Origin of the sequence: Pseudomonas sp., from assembly GCF_049653025.1 — a bacterium.
Taxonomy (GTDB): domain Bacteria; phylum Pseudomonadota; class Gammaproteobacteria; order Pseudomonadales; family Pseudomonadaceae; genus Aquipseudomonas.
In genome coordinates, this window is the sequence record NZ_JBASFM010000016.1 from 405167 (window position 1) to 427716 (window position 22550).

18 protein-coding genes are annotated in these 22550 nt (G+C 60.8%); 13 read left to right on the top strand and 5 right to left on the bottom strand.

Annotated features, from left to right (window positions below):
* The first annotated feature begins 33 nt into the window (after window positions 1–33).
* The gene (locus WBK23_RS13715; protein ID WP_424484488.1) at window positions 34–1413 is read left to right on the top strand and encodes an MATE family efflux transporter; all 1380 of its coding nucleotides are present in this window, start codon (window positions 34–36) and stop codon (window positions 1411–1413) included.
* 20 nt (window positions 1414–1433) lie between these two features.
* On the opposite strand, the gene WBK23_RS13720 is transcribed toward WBK23_RS13715, so the two are convergent.
* Together WBK23_RS13720 and tusA are read right to left on the bottom strand one after the other, a co-directional pair.
* Entirely contained in the window at window positions 1434–1889 is a 456-nt protein-coding gene (locus WBK23_RS13720) for a gamma-glutamylcyclotransferase family protein (RefSeq protein ID WP_424484489.1), read from the bottom strand.
* Window positions 1889–2140, bottom strand: a complete 252-nt coding sequence (gene tusA, locus WBK23_RS13725; protein ID WP_424484490.1) for a sulfurtransferase TusA — start codon at window positions 2138–2140, stop codon at window positions 1889–1891. Before tusA ends, WBK23_RS13720 begins: the two co-directional genes overlap by 1 nt.
* Before the next feature lie 186 nt (window positions 2141–2326).
* On the opposite strand from tusA, the gene WBK23_RS13730 reads away from it, so the two are divergent.
* A complete protein-coding gene (locus tag WBK23_RS13730; protein ID WP_424484491.1) occupies window positions 2327–3868 on the top strand; it encodes an alpha/beta hydrolase family protein in 1542 nt (513 codons plus the stop codon).
* Window positions 3869–3870: 2 nt separating this feature from the next.
* Here WBK23_RS13730 and rlmM read toward each other — a convergent pair whose 3' ends face one another.
* Window positions 3871–4926 (bottom strand): 23S rRNA (cytidine(2498)-2'-O)-methyltransferase RlmM, encoded by a 1056-nt coding sequence (gene rlmM, locus WBK23_RS13735; RefSeq protein ID WP_424484492.1) that lies wholly within the window; start codon window positions 4924–4926, stop codon window positions 3871–3873.
* Window positions 4927–5068: 142 nt separating this feature from the next.
* Here rlmM and WBK23_RS13740 point away from each other — a divergent pair, with 142 nt between their 5' ends.
* Window positions 5069–6634 (top strand): methyl-accepting chemotaxis protein, encoded by a 1566-nt coding sequence (locus WBK23_RS13740; protein WP_424484493.1) that lies wholly within the window; start codon window positions 5069–5071, stop codon window positions 6632–6634.
* A gap of 246 nt (window positions 6635–6880) precedes the next feature.
* On the opposite strand, the gene WBK23_RS13745 is transcribed toward WBK23_RS13740, so the two are convergent.
* On the bottom strand, window positions 6881–9160 hold the full coding sequence (locus tag WBK23_RS13745) for a fatty acid cis/trans isomerase (RefSeq protein ID WP_424484494.1): 2280 nt from the start codon (window positions 9158–9160) through the stop codon (window positions 6881–6883).
* Window positions 9161–9323: 163 nt separating this feature from the next.
* On the opposite strand from WBK23_RS13745, the gene metH reads away from it, so the two are divergent.
* The 7 genes from metH to WBK23_RS13780 all read left to right on the top strand — a co-directional run bounded on the left by metH (window position 9324) and on the right by WBK23_RS13780 (window position 19820).
* Window positions 9324–13034 (top strand): methionine synthase, encoded by a 3711-nt coding sequence (metH, locus tag WBK23_RS13750; protein WP_424484495.1) that lies wholly within the window; start codon window positions 9324–9326, stop codon window positions 13032–13034.
* Between the two features lie 254 nt (window positions 13035–13288).
* Complete coding sequence (locus WBK23_RS13755) at window positions 13289–13804, top strand: hypothetical protein (RefSeq protein WP_424484496.1); 516 nt, start codon at window positions 13289–13291, stop codon at window positions 13802–13804.
* 9 nt (window positions 13805–13813) lie between these two features.
* Window positions 13814–14629, top strand: coding sequence for a tetratricopeptide repeat protein (locus tag WBK23_RS13760; RefSeq protein ID WP_424484497.1), 816 nt, complete (start codon window positions 13814–13816; stop codon window positions 14627–14629).
* Between the two features lie 123 nt (window positions 14630–14752).
* Complete coding sequence (locus tag WBK23_RS13765; RefSeq protein WP_424484498.1) at window positions 14753–15406, top strand: potassium channel family protein; 654 nt, start codon at window positions 14753–14755, stop codon at window positions 15404–15406.
* Between the two features lie 301 nt (window positions 15407–15707).
* Window positions 15708–16529, top strand: coding sequence for a polyphosphate kinase 2 (ppk2, locus tag WBK23_RS13770; RefSeq protein WP_424484499.1), 822 nt, complete (start codon window positions 15708–15710; stop codon window positions 16527–16529).
* A gap of 122 nt (window positions 16530–16651) precedes the next feature.
* Entirely contained in the window at window positions 16652–18412 is a 1761-nt protein-coding gene (locus WBK23_RS13775; RefSeq protein WP_424484500.1) for a SulP family inorganic anion transporter, read from the top strand.
* Between the two features lie 82 nt (window positions 18413–18494).
* Entirely contained in the window at window positions 18495–19820 is a 1326-nt protein-coding gene (locus WBK23_RS13780) for a diguanylate cyclase domain-containing protein (protein ID WP_424484501.1), read from the top strand.
* A gap of 12 nt (window positions 19821–19832) precedes the next feature.
* Here WBK23_RS13780 and WBK23_RS13785 read toward each other — a convergent pair whose 3' ends face one another.
* Window positions 19833–20135, bottom strand: coding sequence for a DUF1883 domain-containing protein (locus WBK23_RS13785; RefSeq protein WP_424484502.1), 303 nt, complete (start codon window positions 20133–20135; stop codon window positions 19833–19835).
* Window positions 20136–20281: 146 nt separating this feature from the next.
* Between WBK23_RS13785 and WBK23_RS13790 the strand changes: the two genes are divergently transcribed.
* The 3 genes from WBK23_RS13790 (at window position 20282) to WBK23_RS13800 (ending at window position 22500) form a co-directional block, all read left to right on the top strand.
* Window positions 20282–20755, top strand: a complete 474-nt coding sequence (locus tag WBK23_RS13790) for a DUF2846 domain-containing protein (RefSeq protein WP_424484503.1) — start codon at window positions 20282–20284, stop codon at window positions 20753–20755.
* Window positions 20756–20772: 17 nt separating this feature from the next.
* The gene (locus WBK23_RS13795; protein ID WP_424484504.1) at window positions 20773–21381 is read left to right on the top strand and encodes a hypothetical protein; all 609 of its coding nucleotides are present in this window, start codon (window positions 20773–20775) and stop codon (window positions 21379–21381) included.
* Between the two features lie 81 nt (window positions 21382–21462).
* On the top strand, window positions 21463–22500 hold the full coding sequence (locus tag WBK23_RS13800; RefSeq protein ID WP_424484505.1) for an RNA methyltransferase: 1038 nt from the start codon (window positions 21463–21465) through the stop codon (window positions 22498–22500).
* Window positions 22501–22550 lie beyond the last annotated feature (50 nt).

A 22550-nucleotide genomic window follows, 5' to 3' on the forward strand; every position in this document is an offset into this window, starting at 1 on the left:
CACGGTTTCCCGACACCCTGCCGGATATTTGTCATGCTCGCCGAGTCCCGCCTGCACCGCGTCAGCACTGAGCTTCAGAGCCTGCTGAAGCTGGCCACACCGATCATCATTGCCCAACTGGCGAACACCGCCATGGGCTTTGTCGACACCGTCATGGCCGGGCGCGTCAGCCCGCGCGACCTGGCGGCGGTGGCGCTGGGCAACTCGATCTGGGTACCGGTGTTTCTGCTGATGACCGGCATCCTGCTGGCCACCACACCGAAAGTCGCCCAGCGCTTTGGCGCAGGCGAGCAAGCAAGTATCGGCCCGCTGGTGCGCCAGGCCTTGTGGCTGGCGCTGGCGGTGGGCGGCAGCGCGGCGGCCCTGCTGTGGAATGCCGAAATAATCCTGACCCAGATGAATGTCGACCCCGGCCTGATCGAGCCGGCCATGGGATATCTGCGCGGCGTGGCCTGCGGCTTTCCGGCGGTGGCGCTGTATCACGTGCTGCGTTGTTTCAGTGACGGCCTTGGCCATACCCGGCCAAGCATGATCCTGGGGCTATGCGGCCTGGCCCTGAATATCCCGCTCAACTACATCTTTATCTACGGCAAGCTCGGCGTGCCGGCCATGGGCGGCGTCGGCTGCGGCTGGGCCACGGGACTGGTAATGATCTGCATGTTTCTCGGCATGCTCTGGTGGGTAAAGTGGGCTCCGTTCTACCGGCCCAGCAAGGTATTCAGCCACTTCGAGTGGCCGCAGTGGGCTGTGCTCAAGCGCCTGCTGTCGGTCGGGTTGCCGATTGGTATTGCGGTGTTCGCCGAATCGAGCATCTTTGCCGTGATCGCCCTGCTGATCGGCGGCCTGGGTGCCACCGTGGTGGCGGGCCACCAGATCGCCCTGAACTTCAGCTCGATGGTCTTCATGATTCCCTACTCCCTGGGCATGGCCGCCACTGTGCGCGTCGGCCAGGCGCTGGGGCGTGGCGAACCGCGTGAGGCGCGCTTTGCTGCCGGGGTGAGCATGGCGGCGGCGCTGGGTTACGCCTGCCTGTCGGCCAGCCTGATGCTGCTGCTGCGCGAGCAGATCGCGCAGATCTACACCCCGGACCCGGCGGTGATCCTGGTGGCCACCACCCTGCTGGTCTATTCGGCGCTGTTCCAGTTCTCCGATGCCATTCAGGTCACCGCCGCCGGCGCGCTGCGCGGCTATCAGGACACCCGCGTGACCATGATCCTGACCCTGTTCGCCTACTGGGGCATTGGTCTGCCGGTCGGTTACGCCCTCGGCCTATCCGACTGGTTTGGCCAACCGAGCGGCCCTAGTGGGCTGTGGCAAGGCCTGGTGGTGGGTTTGACCTGCGCCGGCGGCATGCTCGCCGTACGCCTGGCCGGCAGCGCGCGCAAACGCATTCGCATGGCCAAAGCGGCCTAATCAGTCGCAGCCCGCGCCACTCAATCCGGGTGGCAGGGATGCGCCGCCAGCGCTGCCCAGTAGGCCTCGGGCAGCCATTCACGCCCTGCCAGCAGGTGCGCCAGGTAATCGGCACTGGGCAGCAGACCCGCCTGCCGAAACGCTGGATTGGCGATATACACCCAGGCGGCCTGCACGCCAGCAGCCGTGACAATCGGTAGGCACTCGCGACTGTAATAAACCGGTGTACCTTCGAAGTGATCCAGCTTGGCGATTTCGTCAGTGCCCTGCAGGCGGTACAACACGCCCTCCACCACGCCATCGCGCTGATAGCGGATATTGGCGTAGGCGCGCCCCGGCGCACGGTCGGCGGCGCGTTTGTCAAAACACAGGCTGTAACCCGGCAAACGCCCTGGCAGCACTTCGCTCACCCGCAGGCCACGGGCCTGCATGCGCGCCGGGTTCATATTCGAGCCGTAGGCGAAGTACCAATTCATTAGTCGAGCTTCTTGCGAATCAGATAGAGGTAGGTCGCGCCCTCTTCGGCCTGTTCCACCAACTCATGGCCGAGAAACACGCAGAACTTGGGGATGTCGCGACGGGTCGAGGGATCGGTGGCAATCACCTTGAGCAGGCCGCCGGCCGGCAGGTCGCGCACCTTGTTGTGCAGCATCATCACCGGCTCGGGGCAGTTCAGCCCGGTGGCGTCGAGGGTGTCATCGGGAATCGTGGTGGTTTGCAAAGACATCGGCAGGCTCCAGTAGCAGGCCGCTATTCTCGCGCAGAGCTGACCCCAAGGTCATCTAGCAGACGGTTGAAAACCACTGCATCGGGATTCGAGCCGATAACAGGTCAACACAACCTTGGATGGGCAGCCGCAGGCGGCCCGATCAGGCAGGCTGCGCAGCGCCCACTATTCCAATAAGAGCCATCTATGCGCCTTGCCTTGCTACTCGCCGCCCTGCTTATCAGCGGCTGCGCCGCCCGCGATCAACTGCCGGATTTCAGCGCCAGCGCCGGGCAGGACCTACCCGCCAGGTACTTCGATGCAGTGATTTACGGCCGCGACGGCACCCGTCTGTCGGCCACGGTGTTCCAACCGGCGCTCAAGGCTGGCGAACAGGCTCCGGTGATCGTGCATACCCATGGCTGGGGCGGCTGGCGGGTGACTCGCCCAAAGGGCTTCTACGGCACTCAGATGATGTCCGGCCGCGCTGCGGTGAAAGCCTGGCAGGCCGGTTACTGGGTGATCAGCTACGACCAGCGCGGCTGGGGCGGCAGCGAAGGCGATATCGAAATGATGGACCCCGAGTACGAAGTGCAGGATGCCCTGGCGGTGATCGACTGGGCCGCCGCCAACCTGCCACGGCTGAGCATGGACGCCGCGAACGACCCCAAGGTCGGCATGCTCGGCGAAAGCTACGGCGGTGCCGTGCAGCTGCTGGCCTCGGCGACTGATCCGCGTATCGACGCCATTGTGCCCATCGCCACCTGGTATGACCTGAGCGAAGCCCTGGCCCCAGACAGCCATATGAAAGTCGGCTGGACCGGCGTGCTGCTCAGCCTGGGACTGTCCACCGGCTATGACCTCGGCAAGTTCGTTCAGGCACCCTACCTGAAAAGCGCTGACGGCCGTATGCGCGAGCCGGTGCGCGCCGAACTCAAGGCCCACAGCCTGACCAGCTACTGCGCACGCGGCCAGCGCCCGCAGGCCGATGCCTTGCTGATTCAGGGCATGCGCGACACCCTGTTCCCGCTCAACCAGGGCCTGGCGATTCGTGATTGCCTGCAACAGGGCGAGCGTGACGTGCGCCTGCTTGGCATGCAGGGCGGGCATATTCTGCCGCCGCCACTGCAACGTTGGAGCGGCCTGCCGCCGTTCAACAACGAGCCGGTGCTGCATTGCGGTGACCGCGCGATCAACCTCTACCAGAGCATCATCAGCTGGTACGAAGACAAGCTACGCGGCCGCAAGGGCGTGGCCGCGAGCATTCCTGAGCTGTGCCTAAGCCTGGACCTGGATCAGGGCGTGGCCTTGCAGCACCTGCCGGCCAACCAGCGCATCGAGCTGCCCGCCACCGCGATTCGGCCGCTTAGCAGCGGGCTGCTGCAGCCGTCGCGGTTTATCCCGCTGCAACAGGTGCAGGCAAACAGCGCCCTGGTCGGCGTCGCCCGCGTGCATCTGGAAAACGCCGCGCAGTTGCCGACGCTGTTTGCCGCCCTGGTGGTTCGACGTGCGAATGGCAGTAGTGAGGTACTCAGCGAGCAGGTAACCCCACTCAACGGCCAGGCCAGCACCGAACTGGCTGCCGTCAGTGCGCAATTGCAGCCTGGGGATCTGCTGGGCCTGCGCATCAGCGGTTTTAGCGGCCAGTACCTGTTCAACAGTTCCTGGCAACTGGGCAGCAGCACCCTGCAGGGGACCATCGAGTTGCCGCAGCTGCTGCCGTTACAGCCGCAACTGGCCCGGCATTGAGATCACTTGCTTAAGCGGCGCAGGTGGCAGGTCACTTCCTCGCGGTCGTGATAGAGCTGTTTGCAGGCGATCGAGACCTTGATCTTGCGTTCGGCAAAGCCGTCTTCCAGGCGCTGCAACAGGCGGCGCACCTCGGCGTAGCGCTGCTTCATCGGCAACTTGAGGTTGACCACCGCCTCACGACAATGGCCTTCGCCAATCCAGGTTTCCAGCAAGGCGGCGCTGCGGGCGGGCTTTTCGACGATATCGCAGACCATCCAGTCCACCGGCTGCTTGGGCTTCCAGGTAAAACCGTCGACCATCAGGTGCGTCACCAAACCGGTGTCCATCAGGCTTTCCGCCATCGGCCCGTTGTCGATGGCGGTGACCAGCATGCCGCGTTTGACCAGCTGATAGGTCCAGCCGCCCGGCGCGGCACCGAGATCAACCCCAGTCATCTCATCAGACAAACGCTCATCCCACTGCTCGCGGGGGATAAAGGTGTGCCAGGCCTCTTCCAGCTTGAGGGTCGAGCGGCTCGGTGCCTCACGGGGGAATTTCAGGCGGGGAATGCCCATGGGCCAGATCGCCGAATTATTCGCTTCGGCCATGCCAACGAACACTTCGCGGCCGCTCTTGAAGGTCAGCAGCAGACGCGGCTTGTGTGCATCCTCGGCCAGCTTGCCGGCCTTGGTCAGGGCATTGCGCAGCGGCGCCTCAAACTTCTTGCAGAAATTCGACAGCTCCTTGCCATCGTTGGTGTCCAGCACTTCCAGCCACAGGCTGCCGAATACCGGAGAGTCCGCCAGATGGCCAAGCAGAACGCTGATGCGGTCCAGTTCCGGCAGGTTGATAAATACCCCACGCGCCCACTGCCGCGGGAAGATCAGCTGATTGAAGCGCGCCCCGCGCATCAGGCGCTCGGCACCATCGTCTTCAGTGCAGATAAATTCCGCGCAGGCGGTGCTCGGTTTGGCCTTGGCATAACCGGCAACGTCCAGGCGGGCGGCGTGTTCAGCGATTTCCGCACACACCTCATTTTCAAAACCTGGACGGCAGTGCAACAGCAACGTATTCATCAGCGACTCTCCTCAAGGCGCGCATCATAGCCGAGTCGCCCGCCTGTGCTTGCATTGCACCGGCAAAAGCCCAGGCCTTCGCGCTAAACTTCCGCCAACACCGGCCGAAGTACCGGTAACGTTTTAAGGAATAAAGCCTGCCATGCGTAATAACCAGCCTGTCACTCAGCGTGAACGCACGTTCCCAGCCCAACAACGCCTGATCTCCACCACCGACGTTAAAGGCCAGATCACCTACTGCAATGACGCCTTTACCGAGATCAGCGGTTTCAGCCGTGATGAGCTGATTCGTGCGCCGCATAATCTGGTGCGCCACCCGGATGTACCGGCGGCGGTATTCCAGCATATGTGGGACACGCTGAAGAAAGGCCGGCCATGGATGGGCATCGTCAAGAACCGCTGCAAGAGCGGTGACCATTACTGGGTCAATGCCTACGTGACTCCCGTGCTGGAAAACAACCAGGTGGTGGGTTACGAGTCGGTGCGGGTCAAGCCGACTGCTGAGCAGATCCGCCGCGCCGAGGCGCTGTACCAACGCATCAACAGCGGCAAGTCGGCGATCCCCGGCAGTGATCGCTGGCTGCCGGTGCTGCAGGACTGGCTGCCGTTTATCCTGGTCAGCCAGGTGGGCTTCCTGATCGGCATCTGGCTCGACTCCAGCTGGGGCTTCGCCCTGGCCGCCGGCTTGTCGGTGCCGCTCGGCCTGCTCGGCCTGAACTGGCAACAACGCGGCCTCAAGCGCCTGCTGCGCCTGGCCGACCAGACTACCTCCGACCCGCTGATCGCGCAGATGTACACCGACAGCCGCGGTGCTCAGGGCCGCCTGGAAATGTCCATCCTCAGCCAGGAAGCGCGCCTGAAAACCTGCCTGACCCGCCTGCAGGACACCGCCGAACAGCTGACCCAGCAAGCCAAGCAAGCCGACACCCTGGCGCACAACAGCTCCGCCGGGCTTGAGCGCCAGCGCAGCGAAACCGACCAGGTGGCCACCGCGATCAATGAAATGGCCGCCACCACCCTGGAAGTGGCAAGCAACGTCGCGCGCACCGCCATCGCCACTCAGGATGCCAACCGCCTGACCAGCGCCGGCCGTGGCATTGCCGCGGAAACCCGCGCAGCCATTCAGCGCCTGTCGATCTCCGTGGGTGAAACCGGTGAAACCGTGACCCGCCTGGCGCAGGACAGCAATGAAATCGGCGGCGTGGTTGATGTGATCAAAGGCATCGCCGACCAGACCAACCTGCTCGCCCTCAACGCGGCCATCGAGGCTGCCCGCGCCGGTGAAATGGGCCGTGGCTTTGCCGTGGTCGCCGATGAAGTGCGCTCCCTGGCGCAGCGCACCGCCGAATCCACCGGGCAGATTCACCAGCTGATCGCCAAACTGCAGCGCACCGCCGAAGAAGCGGTGCTGACCATGGAAATCGGCCGCAAGCAAGCCGACGAAGGGGTTGAGCGCGTGCAGCAAGCCGATGAGGCACTGGCCGGCATCAGCGACGCGGTAGCCAATATCGCCGATATGGCCAACCAGATCGCCGCTGCGGCCGAGGAGCAAAGCGCCGTGGCCGATGAGGTCAATCGCAGCATCACCACCATCGCCCAGCTGGCCGACAAGACTGCGGGCGAGGCACATGACACCGCTCGCCTTAGCGAAGCCCTGACGGCAACGGCGCAGGGGCAGTACGCGCTGGTAGAACGCTTCAACCGCTAAGAACCTGCCCACAATCTGCTGCGCGTCGGCCCTGCGGCGTTAGAACCAGGCTCGGGTGCGAGCCCAGTCGGAATGCTCATGTACAGCTCGTACACTCGTGTGCGAGCCCAGTCCGCTTCCTCGCCGCTTTGACTAGCCGGAGGCTGTTACTAACGTAGCGCCTTGCAGGACTCTAGCTCGCGAGATCGTTAACAGGTTCTAGGCCGCAAAGGCGCACTGCCCTGCAGTGTGCGGCCCTCCCCGCCGTTACAAATTCTCGTAGCGATTCATATCCAGCACACCGGCTTCGACCGGCTCGCTTTCCTCGATATACACCGACATATCGTGGAAATAACGCCAGAACTCCGGATGGGTGCGACGAATACCCCAGCGCTCGACAACCTTGTCGAACGCAGCGGCATCACGCGCCTGCTCAAGGGCGGCAACAAATTCCGCCACCTGTTCAACCTGCACATTGAAGATAAAGTTCGGGTAGCTGCTAAGCACGCCCGGATACACCGTCAGGGTATCCAGCGTCGGTTGGTAGCGCAGCGCCTCACCGACCATAAAGGCTACGTTGCTGTGCGCACGGTTGCGCAGCAGGCTGTACACCTCGCGCTGGCCGTCGGCCATTTCCACTCGTAACAGAGTCGCCTCCGGCAGCGGTTCGATCACCTTGAGCCCACCAGCAGGCTTGCCCGTCAGGCGACTCAAGGACTGCTCGGCGCGCTGCAACTCGGCATCCACATCTGGACGGTAGCAATGCGCGCCTGTGCAGCGGTTGATCGGATCAGGCCGCGCATTCAGGCTGCCGTAGCGCGCCAGCAGGGTTTCGACAAAGCTGCGTTTGGCGTCTGCTCCGGGTAGCTGCAAGGCCGTCGGGCTCTGCGTGTCGATGTCCTGGTAGGACATCCACATCTTCAGCTTGCCGCTGCTCTGGTACCAATCATCTAGGTAGCCCTGGCGCGACTCGGCCGGCAGCAAGCGGAGGAAGTTGACCTCGGCCCCGTTGCGGATCAAATCGAAATACAGCCGCGTCTGCGCCTGGTGTGAGACGTTGCCGTACACATCGAAATTCACCACCAGCTGGTAATAGGTGCGCTCCAGCAGCGGATAGTCCAGCAACCAAAGGGTCTGCGGAATCTCGCCAATCAGGCCTTTGCGTACCGAAGCGCTGTCGTGCTGGCGGAAAATCGACAGCAAGGCATTGTCGTTCCCGGCCCAGATATGCGCCCAACTTGGCGCGGGCGCGGCGGCGTAGGTGTCCAGACGCAGCACCTCATAAGCGTTGCGCTTATCCCGGTAAGTGCGCCACAAGCCTGGCAGATCGCCAATATCGTCGAGCTGCCCGGGCATCGCCAGCAGCGGCGTGGCCTGCGCACGGTAATCGGCATCGGTGAGATAGAGGTCATGTTCGGGGGCCTGGAACAACGCCCAGAAGTTATCGCGAATAACATCGGTAGCGATCTGCCCACGGCACACCGGCCCCCGGATAAAGGTGCGCACGAAGTACTCGGCGTTATCCAGCATAAATTGATAGCGCGCCTGCGGCGGGATCGCGGCAAAGGTCTCGAACGGATTGGCTCGGCGCTGGATGCCGTAACCCGGTACCGCATCGACCGGCCAATCGGTGGCGAAGAACAGCTCGTTGACCCGCGCCAGCTTCGCCGCACTCAACCCATAAGTGATATGGGTCTTGTGCACGATCACCCCTTTTACCGGGATCAGGCGGTAATAGAACTCGCTGCCCGGATCATCATTCGGCCGGCGCGTGGCGATCAGATCGAGCGGCTGGCCGCTGGGTGTGCGCGAACGCACCAGTTGGAAGAAATGCCCACTCTCGCCCGCGTCGAAATACAGGTGGGCGAGAAACAGATGCTCGTACAGCCAGCGCGCCACCAGGTCCTCACGCGCGCCTGGCGCGTTCAGCAGACGCTCCCAGGTCTCGATCTGCACGGCTTCAGCGGCGCTGGCCGACAGTGGCTGCTGGTCAACCGACGCGCCCTCGGCCAGCCAGCGTTGCAGCAGCTGATAGTCCGGTTCACTCACGCCGGTGACCGCGAACGGCATACCGGCCTGCGGGTTTTTCTTGGCAAATGCGCCGAATTCACCCGGCAGCGGGCACTGGTTAACCCGGGCGATGCCGATATCCAGGTCCGCCGGCAGCTTGGCATTAGCGACAAACGGCTGCTGATGGCCCTGCTCGAGCATGCGCGCCATTAATGCCGCCTGGCTGCCCTGCTGCTCCAGCACCGAGTAGAAGCCCTTACGCCGCCAGGCGGCAGGGTCCTGGGCATCGACAAACAGCCGTGTGGTTTCCTGCGCTTTAGTGCGGGCACCGTTGTACACCGTGGCCTTGTTGGCCCCCCGCTGCACCCCTGCGCCGCTACCCAGGTTGAGCTGGCACGGTGAGTCGTAACAGGCATGGCAGGCCACGCAGTTCTTGGTGAAAATCGGCTGGATATCACGGCTGTAGGAGATCGGCTCGGCCGCCTGCGATGAACCGATGAACAACAGACAAGCGCTAAGCAATAAGCGGCGGCGCATAGATCGTTCCCTGAAATGGCTTGAATGGCGATTCTAGCCGCCGCACGCCGGCAAAGGCCAATCGGCGAACATGAGCACGATTCATGCAAAACGCCAGACCACTGCAAATGCGCGCAGCTTTGCTATCATCGCCGCCTTTGTTTCCGCTCCCCAGGTAGCTCCCATGTCCGATCGCAACGCCCGTCTCCAAGCCCTACAGAAGGCTCTTTCCGAGCGCATCCTGATTCTCGACGGCGGCATGGGCACCATGATCCAGAGCTACAAGCTGGAGGAAGAGGACTACCGCGGCGCGCGTTTCGCCGATTGGCCGCAAGACGTAAAGGGCAACAACGACCTGTTGATCTTGAGCCGCCCGGACGTCATCGGTGCGATCGAGAAGGCCTACCTGGATGCCGGTGCCGACATCCTCGAAACCAACACCTTCAACGCCACCCAGGTATCGCAGGCCGACTACGGCATGGAGAGCCTGGTGTATGAGCTGAACGTCGAAGGCGCACGCCTGGCCCGTAAAGTGGCCGATGCCAAGACCCTGGAAACCCCGGAGCGCCCACGCTTTGTCGCCGGCGTGCTCGGCCCTACCAGCCGCACCTGCTCGATCTCCCCGGATGTGAACAACCCTGGCTACCGCAACGTCACCTTCGACGAGCTGGTGGAAAACTACGTGGAAGCCACCCGCGGCCTGATCGAAGGCGGCGCGGACATGATTCTGATCGAAACCATCTTTGACACCCTCAATGCCAAGGCGGCGATCTTCGCCGTACAGCAGGTGTTCGAGGATGACGGCGTCGAACTGCCGATCATGATCTCCGGCACCATCACTGACGCCTCCGGCCGCACCCTGTCCGGGCAAACCACCGAAGCCTTCTGGAACTCGATCAATCACGCCAAGCCGATTTCCGTGGGTCTGAACTGCGCCCTCGGTGCCAAGGACCTGCGTCCGTACCTGGAAGAACTGTCGGCCAAGGCCGGCACCCATGTGTCGGCCCACCCTAACGCCGGCCTGCCGAATGCCTTCGGTGAATACGACGAAACCCCGGCGGAAATGGCCGCTGTGGTCGAAGAGTTCGCCGCCTCGGGCTTTTTGAACATCGTCGGCGGCTGCTGCGGCACCACGCCTGCGCATATCCAGGCGATTGCCGAAGCGGTGAGCAAATACCCGCCGCGCGCCATTCCGGATATCCCCAAGGCCTGCCGCCTGTCGGGCCTGGAGCCGTTCACCATTGACCGCAACTCGCTGTTTATCAACGTCGGCGAGCGCACCAACATCACCGGATCGGCCAAGTTCGCCCGGCTGATCCGCGAGGACAACTACACAGAAGCCCTGGAAGTCGCCCTGCAGCAGGTGGAAGCCGGCGCGCAGGTGATCGACATCAACATGGACGAGGGCATGCTCGACTCACAGAAGGCCATGGTTACCTTCTTGAATCTGATCGCCGGCGAACCGGACATTTCCCGCGTGCCGATCATGATCGACTCCTCCAAATGGGAAGTGATCGAGGCCGGCCTCAAGTGCATCCAAGGCAAGGGCATCGTCAACTCGATCTCGATGAAGGAAGGCGTCGAGCAGTTCAAGCACCACGCCAAGCTGTGCAAACGCTACGGTGCCGCCGTGGTGGTAATGGCCTTCGACGAAGCCGGCCAGGCCGACACCGCCGCGCGCAAACGCGAAATCTGCCAGCGCAGCTACGACATTCTGGTTAACGAAGTGGGCTTCCCGCCGGAAGACATCATCTTCGACCCGAACATCTTCGCCGTGGCCACCGGCATCGAAGAGCACAACAATTACGCGGTCGACTTTATCGAGGCCTGCGCCTATATCCGTGACCACCTGCCCCACGCCCTGTCGAGCGGCGGTGTGTCGAACGTGTCGTTCTCCTTCCGCGGCAACAACCCGGTGCGCGAAGCCATTCACTCGGTGTTTTTGTACTACGCGATCCAGAATGGCCTGACCATGGGCATCGTCAACGCTGGACAACTGGAAATCTACGACGAGATTCCCAAGGAACTGCGCGACGCGGTGGAAGACGTGGTGCTTAACCGCCACGAAGGTGCCACCGAAGCGCTGCTGGCGATTGCCGACAACTACAAGGGTGATGGCAGCGTCAAGGAAGTCGAGACCGAAGAGTGGCGTACCTGGAGCGTGGTCGACCGCCTCAAGCACGCGCTGGTCAAAGGCATCACCAGCCATATCATCGAAGACACCGAAGAGTGCCGCCAGCAGTGCGCGCGGCCTATCGAAGTCATCGAAGGCCCGCTGATGGCCGGGATGAACGTGGTTGGCGACCTGTTCGGTGCCGGCAAGATGTTCCTGCCCCAGGTGGTGAAATCCGCCCGGGTGATGAAGCAGGCGGTCGGTCACCTGATCCCCTTTATCGAGCTGGAAAAAGGCGACAAGCCGGAAGCCAAGGGCAAGATCCTGATGGCCACGGTCAAAGGCGACGTGCACGACATCGGCAAGAATATCGTCGGCGTGGTGCTCGGCTGTAATGGCTACGACATCGTCGACCTGGGCGTGATGGTGCCGGCAGAGAAGATTCTGCAAACCGCAATTGCCGAGAAATGCGACATCATCGGCCTGTCCGGCCTGATTACCCCGTCGCTCGACGAGATGGTGCATGTCGCCCGCGAAATGCAGCGCCAGGGCTTTAGCCTGCCGCTGATGATCGGTGGCGCGACCACCTCCAAAGCCCACACCGCTGTGAAGATCGAGCCCAAGTACCAGAACGACGCGGTGGTCTACGTCACCGACGCCTCGCGCGCAGTAGGCGTGGCCACTCAGCTGCTGTCCAAGGAACTCAAGGCCGACTTTGTCGAGCGCACCCGCCTCGACTACATCGAAGTACGCGAACGCACCGCCAACCGCAGCGCCCGCACCGAGCGCCTGCCGTACGCCGCCGCCGTGGCGAAAAAGCCGAAGTTTGACTGGAGCATCTATGCGCCGGTCAAACCCACGTTCACCGGCGCCAAGGTGCTGGACAATATCGACCTGAAGGTCCTGGCCGAATACATCGACTGGACGCCGTTCTTTATCTCCTGGGATCTGGCCGGCAAATTCCCGCGCATCCTCACCGATGAAGTGGTTGGCGAAGCGGCCAGCGCGCTGTATGCCGACGCCCAGGAAATGCTGAACAAGCTGATCGACGAGAAGCTAATCAGCGCCCGCGCCGTATTTGGCTTCTGGCCGGCCAACCAGGTGCAGGACGATGACCTGGAAGTCTACGGTGCCGACGGTCAACCGCTGGCCAAGCTGCATCACCTGCGCCAGCAGACCATCAAGCCGGACGGTAAGCCGAACTACTCGCTGGCCGACTTCGTCGCGCCGAAAGACAGCGGCATCACCGATTACGTCGGCGGCTTTATCACCACAGCCGGCATCGGCGCCGAAGAAGTGGCCAAGGCTTACCAGGACGCCGGCGACGACTACAACTCGATCATGGTCAAAGCCCTGGCCGACCGCCTGGCCGAAGCCTGCGCCGAATGGCTGCACCGCGAAGTGCGCACCAATTACTGGGGTTATGACCCAGAAGAAGCACTGAACAACGACGAGCTGATCAAGGAAGCCTACAAAGGCATCCGCCCCGCTCCCGGCTACCCGGCCTGCCCGGACCACACCGAGAAGAAGACCCTGTTCACCTTGCTCGACCCCGCAGCCGAGTTCAACAAGGCCGGTGATAGCGGCGTGTTCCTCACCGAACACTACGCCATGTTCCCCGCCGCCGCCGTCAGCGGCTGGTACTTCGCCCACCCACAGGCGCAGTACTTCGCCGTCGGCAAGATCGACAAGGATCAGGTGGAAAACTATACCGCGCGTAAGAAGCAGGACCTCAACGTCAGCGAGCGCTGGTTGGCACCCAACCTGGGGTATGACAGCTAACTATTAGAAAACGAAATAAATAAAGCCTGCATTAGCAGGCTTTATTATTTAACACCACAGTAAATCACACCTAGCCGAACTATTCTAAGTGCGTCATCTGACCTATAAATTCACCATCTCAGTATCATTTAGTAGACTTTACTATAGAGAATTTGCAAAACCGCAAAAGCTGAGCAATATTCATAATAGCAATCCCAACCCGCAGGATTCTACTTTACCCCCTCAGCCTCGCCATAAACTCAAGGAGGAGCCAAATGAACCTCGTAGAAATACTCAACACGGGAACTGGCGGCCTAGCTTTTCTTATTTTAATGTTAGCTTACAGGTCAGGCAGCAAAGCCAGAGAGGAAATTATTAAAACAGACGCCTCTAAATTCCCTACACTCGAGCATTATCGAGAATGGTCGATAATAATGAAAAGCCTAGCCATAGAGGCGAGAATTTATTTATTTGTATCCCTAGCTTTTTTTGTAGTCAGTGTGACGATATTCATATATCAACACTCAGCAAAAAGCAAGATATACATCTCCGTATCCCCCACTGAAAGCATGGCCGAACCAATAATCTTCCATCAAGGCAGCAAGATAAGCCTAAAGGAAGGCCAAGCATTTATTGAAATATCCAGCGACCACACCCTCGCCATAAACTATGAAAAAATTCAAGAGAAATATATAGAGATGAAAGGTGAGCAAGATAATTTACGCAAAACCAACGCGGCCCTAAATGGAAAACTCGCCGAACTACTGCCAGATGCAGGACTGGATATATGAGGATCAATCATGAGAAGCCTTCTAATAATTTTCCTTATCATTTGTTCATCAGCTAGCGCAGACACTACCGAACTTATAGAAAATGCAAAAAAAGAAATATCCAACACCAAATATCCAGAAGCTATTGAGCTTCTCGAAAAAGCGAGGTCAGAATCTCAATCCGAGCAAGAAAAAGTCAAAATTGACAATGCTATAGGTTGGACTTATTTTTTAATGGGAGACGCAGTTAAATCTGAAAGAATACTACTAGAAGCACATGCAAAAGCAAAAGAACTAGGTGATAATAAAGCCAGTATCATAATAAGCAACAACCTTGGGATAATTTATTACTCAACCGGTCAACTCCAAAAGTCCTCAGAAAACTTTAATCACCCAGAGTCACGCGACAGCGAAACAGCCAATAAATACACCCAACTAATCGACAAGGGAAATCGAGAGGCATTAGCTAACGAGCACATTACCCAAGGAGCATTATATAGAGCAAAAATGGACTTCTCCAGCGCAGTAAACCAATACGAACTTGCACTAACAGAAGACCCATACAACGCCAGAGCCTGGGAGTACAAAGGTTATGCCTTATACAGGCTCGGACAATTCAATGACTCCATTACATCCTCGCAAAAAGCACTAGAAATCGAGTCCAACAATCTGAATTCGATGATCAACATATTCAAAGCTGCCTGCGCCCTAAAAAACGGGAGTGAAATAGAAAAACACTGGATATCACTTAAAGACTCTATGACATCCAATGCAAACATCGTTAAAGCCGACATAGAACTCACGAGAGCGTGCAGCTCATACTCAAATATAATATTTAAAGAGTAACAAACACTGCCCTCACAGCAAAAACACTCATTCCTATTCAACGAAAAATAAAATCATGGGATTTACTTAGCTACTCATTTAGATTGTTATCGAATGCCTCCACGTGCGCCCCTACATACCACTATGCCACCTACCACCTATCTCACCCGCCACCCCTCCGCCGGCCTGCTGTTTGTGCAGTTACTGGGCGTGTTGCTCTATCCCTGGATGGAGGGCACCGCGCTCGGCCGCACGCTGTTTGGGGCTTTCGGTCTGGTGGTGCTAGGTCTGGCGCTGCATGTGGTCAAGCGCAGTCCGATACAGAGCTGGGTCGCGGTGCTACTGGCCCTGCTGGTGCTGACGTTGTCGGCGGTCGATATGCTGCTGCCAAGCCCACGACTGGACTGGCTGATCGCCCTAGTGGAGGCGGCGTTCTACTTCTACGCCGCCGCCAGCCTGATCGCCTATATGACGGCCGACCAGCACGCCACCACCGATGAGCTGTACGCGGTCGGCGCGACTTTCACCCTGCTGGCCTGGGCCTTCGCCTACCTGTTCAGCGTCTGCCAGTTGCTGCTGCCCGGCAGCTTCGTCGCGATGATCGAGCCGCAGGCGATGCGCACCTGGATGGAACTGCTGTTTCTCAGTTTCACCACTCTCTCCGGGGTCGGCCTCGGCGATATCGTGCCGATCACGCCCATGGCCCGTGCGCTGGTGATGATTGAGGAGTTCGCCGGGGTCATGTACCTGGCGCTGGTGGTGTCGCGCTTGATCGCCTTGTCGGTCAACAAACGCTGAGCCACTGACGCGGCAACGCCAGCTCGGCGAAATAACTGCGCCCACACCAATCAGAAATACTGGCCCTGAGCCCAGGGCCAGGGCGGGCGATTACCTTGCGCAGACCGGGGTCTTCAACTAAACCGACAAGGGCGTGTAGAGCCAAAAGAGCGATTGATCGCCGCAGGCTTTGCGCATAAAGCAAAGAACTGACCCCACCTGTCACTGCCCCCGCTCGGCACACCGTGCCAACGCCGGGTAGCCACGTGCGTCCACAGAGTCGGCTAATCGTCAAACTCAGACTATTTGCGAGGCCCATTGCATGGCAAAGAACAAAAAGGATGCGCGCAAGGCAACGCCTGCTGAAACGCCGAAGCTGACAAACAAGGACTATCAGCAAGAGCTGGACCATTTGCACGTCGAACTGGTCAAGCTGCAGGAATGGGTTCAGCACGCGGGTCTCAAGGTCTGCATCGTCTTCGAGGGGCGCGATGGTGCGGGCAAGGGCGGGACGATCAAGGCGCTGACTGACAGGGTGAGCCCGCGGGTGTTTCGGGTGGTGGCGCTGCCTGCGCCGACCGAGCGGGAAAAAAGCCAGATGTACTTGCAACGCTACCTGCCGTATATGCCGGCAGCCGGTGAAGTAGTGATCTTCGACCGCAGTTGGTACAACCGCGCCGGCGTTGAGCGGGTCATGGGGTTCTGCTCCGAGGAACAAGTGGCCGGCTTCCTGAAATCAGTCCCGCAGGTGGAGCACGCGTTCGTCGACTCGGGAATCATCCTGCTCAAGTATTGGCTGGAAGTCAGTCAAGCCGAGCAAACCCGCCGGCTCAAGGCGCGGATCAGCGATGGCCGCAAAATATGGAAACTCTCGCCGATGGATCTCAAATCGTACGGCCGCTGGTATGACTACTCGCGAGCGCGAGATGCGATGTTCGCGGCAACCGACACCGCTCACGCGCCGTGGCTGGTGGCCAATTCGAACGACAAGCGGCGGGTCCGACTCAACATCATCAGCGATGTGCTCAGTCGCATCCCTTACCGCGAGGTGCCCCGCGAGAAGGTGAAATTACCGGCGCGGCAAAAGCCCGGCGACTATCGCGAGCCGGACTACCCATTCAAATTCATTGCCGAGAAATTTTGACGGCTGCGGGAACGCCCGTTATTGCCTACAGACTCCACTGACGCAGAGTAACCGCCGCGGTTACCCGATGTGGTGCGCCCCAATAACAGACTGCACGTAGCGGCCTAAGCCTGGAGTGAGACATGACGCAGCAAGGCCCAGTACCCCGCAAACGACGCACAGGCTTGAGTAAGCACGGAACACCGCGTTATTCGCGCGGCAGCCTGCGCCTACTGGTCCCCGAGTGGCTGCGCGACTATCAACCCAGCTGGTTGCGGCTGGATGTGATTGCCGGCCTGACGGCTGCTGCAGTGGTTCTGCCCAAAGCGCTGGCGTACGCCACCATCGCCGGACTGCCAGTGCAGGTTGGGCTCTACACGGCGTTTATCCCGATGCTGATCTATGCGCTGTTCGGCTCTTCGCGGCCGCTGAGCGTGAGTACCACCACCACTATCGCGATTCTGGCCGGTTCGGCACTTGCCCAGGTGTCGGCCAGCGACCCAGCAGCGCTAATCACGGCATCGGCGACGCTGGCTCTGCTAGTGGGGGGGTTCCTGGTGCTGGCCGGGATTCTGCGCCTGGGATTCGTCGCCAACTTTATCTCCGAACCCGTACTGGTCGGATTCAAGGCCGGCATCGGCATCGTGATTGTTCTGGATCAACTGCCAAAACTGCTGGGCATCCATATCCACAAAGGCTCGTTCACCCACAACCTGCTGGCCACAGTCGAAGGCATCCCACAGGCATCGTTGCCAACCGTCGCCATGGCGCTCTTTATGATTGCGCTGCTGCTGTTGATGAAACGCTTCACCCCACGCGCACCTGCGCCACTTATTGCGGTGGCCGTCGGGATTGGCAGCATGAGCCTGTTCGGGCTGGAACGTTTTGGCGTGGCAACCGTCGGGGTCGTGCCGACCGGGCTGCCGGCCCTGACACTGCCTGACTGGCAACTGCTGGCCCAGCTCTGGCCCGCCGCCGCCGGCATTGCGCTAATGAGCTTCACCGAAACCATCGCGGTAGGCCGGGCCTTCTGCAAAAGTGACGAGCCCACGCCACAACCCAACCGGGAACTGGTCGCGACCGGTTTCGCCAATATCGGCGGGGCCTTGCTGGGCGCCATGCCGTCCGGCGGCGGAACCACACAGACCGCAGTAAACCGACTTGCCGGGGCGCGCTCGCAACTGGCGGGGCTGGTCACCGCCCTGCTGGCGCTCGGCACCCTGCTGCTGTTGGCCCCCTTTATCAGCCTGATGCCAGACGCCACGCTGGCGGCAGTGGTAATCGTCTACTCGGTAGGCCTGGTCGACCCCGTCGAGTTTCGCGAAATACTCAAGGTGCGTCGTACCGAATTTATCTGGGCCATGGTCGCGCTGGCCGGTGTCGTCCTGATCGGCACGTTGCAGGGCATTATCGTGGCGATCATCGTCTCGCTCGCGGCGTTGGCTTATCAGATGTCCGACCCACCGGTTTACGTGCTGAAACGCCGGCCGGACTCCAATGTGTTCCGCCCTCGCGCTGATCAATACCCCGAGGACGAAGACTTCCCCGGCTTACTCTTGCTGCGGCCGGAAGGTCGGATCTTCTTCGCCAATGCCGAACGCATCGGCCAAAAGATTCAGCCGCTGATCGCCGAAGCCCAGCCACGGGTCGTGGTGATTGATCTTGGCGGGGTCTTCGACCTGGAATACACCGCCCTCAAGATGCTCACCGAATCCGAAAAACGACAACGCGAGAAAGGCGTAACGCTGTGGCTGGTAGGCATGAATCCGAGTGTGCTGGCCATGGTCAAGCAGTCACCGCTGGGGCAAGCGCTGGGTTCTGAGCGGATGTTCTTCAATCTTGAGGAGGCCGTGGCGCACTACGAGGCTGCGCCAGAAACGCTATCCAGCGCTGCAAACACCTGACCTCTGTAGCGACGGCGCAGGCATAATGCCAGCAGTCGTCGCGCGCTCAGCGGACTCAAACCACCCTGCGATACCCAAGCGAATGCCCCTGATCATCCTTGCCCTCGCCGCCGCCCTGCTGCTTCTGGCCCTATTGGTCAGACTGATCCGCCGTGAGCGTCAGGCACGACAACGGCTGGAGCTGCACGGCCAGTTGCTCGACAAACTGGCCGATGGCGTACTGCTGATCGACCGCAGCGGGCATATTCGCCAGCACAACCCGGCGGCGGCCCAATTGCTCGGTAAAACCGCCGATGAACTGCTCGGTTCACGCCTGGCGGACTGCCTGCCGCAACTGAGTGAGGATGAGGCGCTGACCACGCCACAACGCCTGCCGATTATCAGCGCTGCGGGCAACCGACTGCTACTCGAGGTCTCGCGCCTGGCCGCCGGCAACGCAGACAGCCTTATCCTGCTGCAGCCGAGCAGCGAGCCTGGACGCTCACTGGAAGATGCCGAACGCTTCAAGCGCAGCCAGTATTTTGCCCGGATCGGCACCTGGGACTGGGATATCGACACCAACCGCCTGTACTGGTCGGAGGCGATCTACGCTATGTTCGGCCACGCGGTGGGCTCGGTAACACCGAGCTACGAGCTGTTCTGCGCCAGCGTGCACCCCGATGACCGCGAACATGTGCGCGCCGGCGAGTTGCGCTGCATCGAAACCGGCGAGAACCACGACGAGGAATACCGCGTGGTTTGGCCCGACGGCAGCGTGCGCTGGCTGCGCGAGACCGGCAATGTGGTAAAGAACCCGCAGGGTGTGGCCGTGAAGTTGATGGGCGTGGTCCGCGATATCACCGAAGAAAAGGCCTGGGCCAGCCAGATGCACCAGCTGGCGCACCATGACGCGCTGACCGGCCTGCCCAACCGCCTGGTGTTCGAGGACCGCCTGGGCAATGCCCTGGAGCGCGGGCGGCGCAATGCCACGCGCGTGGCCTTGGTGTTTATCGACCTCAACGGTTTCAAGGCGATCAATGATGCGCACGGCCATGCGGCCGGTGATCAGGTGCTGATCGCCACGGCGCAACGGCTCAAGGATGCGTTGCGCGAATCCGACAGCGTGGCGCGCATCGGCGGTGATGAGTTCGTGGTGATTATTGAAGGCCTGGCCTTGAATTGCAGTCTGGAGGAAGAAGCCCGGGGCATCGGTGAGAAAATCCTCACGGCGCTAGCGGCCCCACTCAACCTCGCCGACTGCCCGCAGCGCATTGGTGCCAGCCTGGGTATCGCAATGTTCCCGGACCATACGCCGAGCATGGACCGGCTGATTCATATCGCCGACCTGGCGATGTACGAAGCCAAGCGCAGTGGCGAGAATCAGTACCGCCTGGGCCACGACAGCCCACAACGCGCCAGCGCCGAGTAACCGCCGGCGCGCTTAGCTCAGGCGCGAAGTCGACTTGCGGATGATCTTGATCGAATGCTTGAGCGTCGGCTTGCGCGTCACGCTGATGGCCTTGCGACTCACCGTGTCGATGGTGATATTCCAGAAACCACTGCTGGGCACGGTGATTTTCGCCGGAAAGGTGTCGAACGCGCCGCCGTGGTAGGTATGCCGGCCGCCATTCTTGAAACTGCGGAAGTTCGCATCGCTCATCAGGCGGATATTGCAGGTCTGCGAACACTCGATCACAACGATGTCGTCTTCGTTAAGATGCTCGCGCTGGTGTATAAACTTCATGCTGTGTCCCCACACATTTTTCCGGGGCGCGACCATAGCACAGCCTCGCGCCAGCACGCAGATGCATTGCCAGCTAACCTTAGCCGGTCGGCCGCAGCAAAGCCGGAAATATCGTCTTTTAACCAGCTCCCGGACAAGGATGCCCCATGCACAGTCGACTACTGCTGGTATTACCCCTGCTTATCACAGGTTGCAGCACACCTGGCCACTTCGAGGCCGTGCAGCCGTCCAGCTCGCAGAGCGCAGTGCTCTACCTGTACCGCCCGGAAGCCAGCAACCCAGGTCTGATGCAGCCGCTGCGCTACGACTACCCGGAAGTTTTTATCGACGGCCAGAGCGTCGGCACGCTGAAATTCAACAGTTATCGGCATGTCGAGTTGGCCCCGGGCAAACACCACATCCGCATAACCGGCCTAAGCCAGGCCGCCAAGTGGGAACCCCGTGATATCGAGCAATCGCTCAGCCTGAAACCAGCACAAACCGCCTACCTGAAACTGAATGTGCAATATCAGTTGGATGAAATGGTGCTTGGCCAGCCTGGCCCCCGCTATAACATCCGCCTGACCCCGATGCGCAGTGATGACGCCGTCTACGAAATTCGCCACACCAAACCGCAATGACACTAAGGAGAGCCTGCATGCCCACAATCAATAATCTGGGACTTTTAATACTCAGTGCTGCACTGCTCAGTGCCTGCAGCAGTCAGACAAAGGACGAGGCCCTGGCCAGCAACGTCAGCACCAGTCAAGTGATTCAGGAAGGCGTACCGGGTGGAGTGGCCACTCAGGTCGAAGAAATCAACGCCGTAGTCGTCTCCATCAACTACGCCACCAGCAGCGTCACCTTAGAGGATGCGCAGGGCCACCAGCGTAGCTTCACCGCCGGCCCGGAAATGATCAATTTCCCGCAACTGAAAGTCGGCGACAAGGTCAACGCCACCGTGGTTCTGGAGCAGATGGTGTACTTGCGTGAACCGGGCGTACCCAGTGCAGATGGTGGCGCAGGCGTGATCGCCACAGCGCCGGCCGGCACCAAACCCGGGATGCTGGTTGCCGATAGCGTCGAGATCACCGCCGTGGTTAAAGGCATCGACTCCGTCCAACAAACCGCCACCCTTGAGTTCGCCGATGGCACCCGCAAGACGGTAAAGGTACGCCCCGACGTACAACTCAAGACCGAACACCTCAATCGCCAGGTGGTCATTCACCTGAGTTCGGCGCTGGTTATCCGCGCGCAAGCCCAGTAACCCCTAGTGCTCGGCCGGCTCAGCCCCGCCGAGCCGGCCATGCTTCGCCGCCCCGCTGCGCAGTGGTAGCATGCGCGCCCCATGCATATCCAAGATTTCCACCAACGCCTCACCGACCTCGGTGCCAAGCCCATGCACATCGGGCGGATTACCCGTGCCTGGCTGCAGGGCATGCCGCTGGACACCGGCACGCGTAACCAGAAGACCGAGAACTTCCTGCCGCTGGCGGTACGCAATGCCCTGCCGCAGTTGAGCACCGAGCTCGATGGCCTGGCCCGCCTGAGCTCCGAACACCCTGCCGCCGACGGTTCGGCGCGCCTGCTGGTGGAGCTGGCCGACAAGCAGATGGTGGAAAGTGTGCTGCTGCCGCGCGATGGCCTGTGCGTGTCCAGCCAGGTCGGGTGCGCGGTGGGCTGCGTGTTCTGCATGACCGGCAAGAGCGGCCTGCTGCGCCAGCTCAGTACCGCCGAGATCGTCGCCCAGGTGGCGCTCGCGCGGCGCTTTCGAGCGGTGAAGAAAGTGGTATTCATGGGCATGGGCGAGCCGGCGCACAACCTCGACAACGTGCTCGAAGCAATCAACCTGCTCGGCACCGAAGGCGGGATCGGCCAGCGCAACCTGGTGTTCTCCACCGTCGGCGATCCGCGGGTGTTTGAGCGCTTGCCGCAGCAGCAGGTCAAGCCGGCGCTGGCGCTGTCGCTGCATACCACCGATGCCGAGCTGCGCCAGACGCTGCTGCCGCGCGCGCCGCGTATCGACCCCGAAGAGCTGGTCGAGCTGGGCGAAACCTACGCGCGGCAGATCGATTACCCGATCCAGTACCAGTGGACGCTGCTCAAGGGCATCAACGACAGTCAGGAGGAAATGGACGGCATCCTGCGCCTGCTCAAGGGCAAGTACGCGATCATGAACCTGATCCCCTACAACAGCCTGGAAGCTGACGAATTCCAGCGGCCCGATGGCGACCGCATCGTGCAGATCGTGCGCTACCTGCACAGCCGCGGCGTACTGACCAAGGTGCGCAACTCGGCGGGTCAGGATATCGATGGCGGCTGCGGGCAACTGCGCGCACGGGCGACCGAGCTAATCAAGCGGCGAAAACCCCAGGCGCAGACATGAAAATGCCCGCAATGTGCGGGCATTTTTACTGGGCTGACTGCAACTCCGCT

Coding starts and splice junctions, on each gene's coding strand:
- WBK23_RS13765 (WP_424484498.1), top strand. CDS start 14,753: ATGCCACCTACCACCTATCTCACCCGCCACCCCTCCGCCGGCCTGCTG.
- rlmM (WP_424484492.1), bottom strand. CDS start 4,926: ATGAATACGTTGCTGTTGCACTGCCGTCCAGGTTTTGAAAATGAGGTG.
- metH (WP_424484495.1), top strand. CDS start 9,324: ATGTCCGATCGCAACGCCCGTCTCCAAGCCCTACAGAAGGCTCTTTCC.
- WBK23_RS13715 (WP_424484488.1), top strand. CDS start 34: ATGCTCGCCGAGTCCCGCCTGCACCGCGTCAGCACTGAGCTTCAGAGC.
- WBK23_RS13790 (WP_424484503.1), top strand. CDS start 20,282: ATGCACAGTCGACTACTGCTGGTATTACCCCTGCTTATCACAGGTTGC.
- WBK23_RS13755 (WP_424484496.1), top strand. CDS start 13,289: ATGAACCTCGTAGAAATACTCAACACGGGAACTGGCGGCCTAGCTTTT.
- ppk2 (WP_424484499.1), top strand. CDS start 15,708: ATGGCAAAGAACAAAAAGGATGCGCGCAAGGCAACGCCTGCTGAAACG.
- WBK23_RS13785 (WP_424484502.1), bottom strand. CDS start 20,135: ATGAAGTTTATACACCAGCGCGAGCATCTTAACGAAGACGACATCGTT.
- WBK23_RS13720 (WP_424484489.1), bottom strand. CDS start 1,889: ATGAATTGGTACTTCGCCTACGGCTCGAATATGAACCCGGCGCGCATG.
- WBK23_RS13745 (WP_424484494.1), bottom strand. CDS start 9,160: ATGCGCCGCCGCTTATTGCTTAGCGCTTGTCTGTTGTTCATCGGTTCA.
- tusA (WP_424484490.1), bottom strand. CDS start 2,140: ATGTCTTTGCAAACCACCACGATTCCCGATGACACCCTCGACGCCACC.
- WBK23_RS13800 (WP_424484505.1), top strand. CDS start 21,463: ATGCATATCCAAGATTTCCACCAACGCCTCACCGACCTCGGTGCCAAG.
- WBK23_RS13780 (WP_424484501.1), top strand. CDS start 18,495: ATGCCCCTGATCATCCTTGCCCTCGCCGCCGCCCTGCTGCTTCTGGCC.
- WBK23_RS13730 (WP_424484491.1), top strand. CDS start 2,327: ATGCGCCTTGCCTTGCTACTCGCCGCCCTGCTTATCAGCGGCTGCGCC.
- WBK23_RS13740 (WP_424484493.1), top strand. CDS start 5,069: ATGCGTAATAACCAGCCTGTCACTCAGCGTGAACGCACGTTCCCAGCC.
- WBK23_RS13795 (WP_424484504.1), top strand. CDS start 20,773: ATGCCCACAATCAATAATCTGGGACTTTTAATACTCAGTGCTGCACTG.
- WBK23_RS13775 (WP_424484500.1), top strand. CDS start 16,652: ATGACGCAGCAAGGCCCAGTACCCCGCAAACGACGCACAGGCTTGAGT.
- WBK23_RS13760 (WP_424484497.1), top strand. CDS start 13,814: ATGAGAAGCCTTCTAATAATTTTCCTTATCATTTGTTCATCAGCTAGC.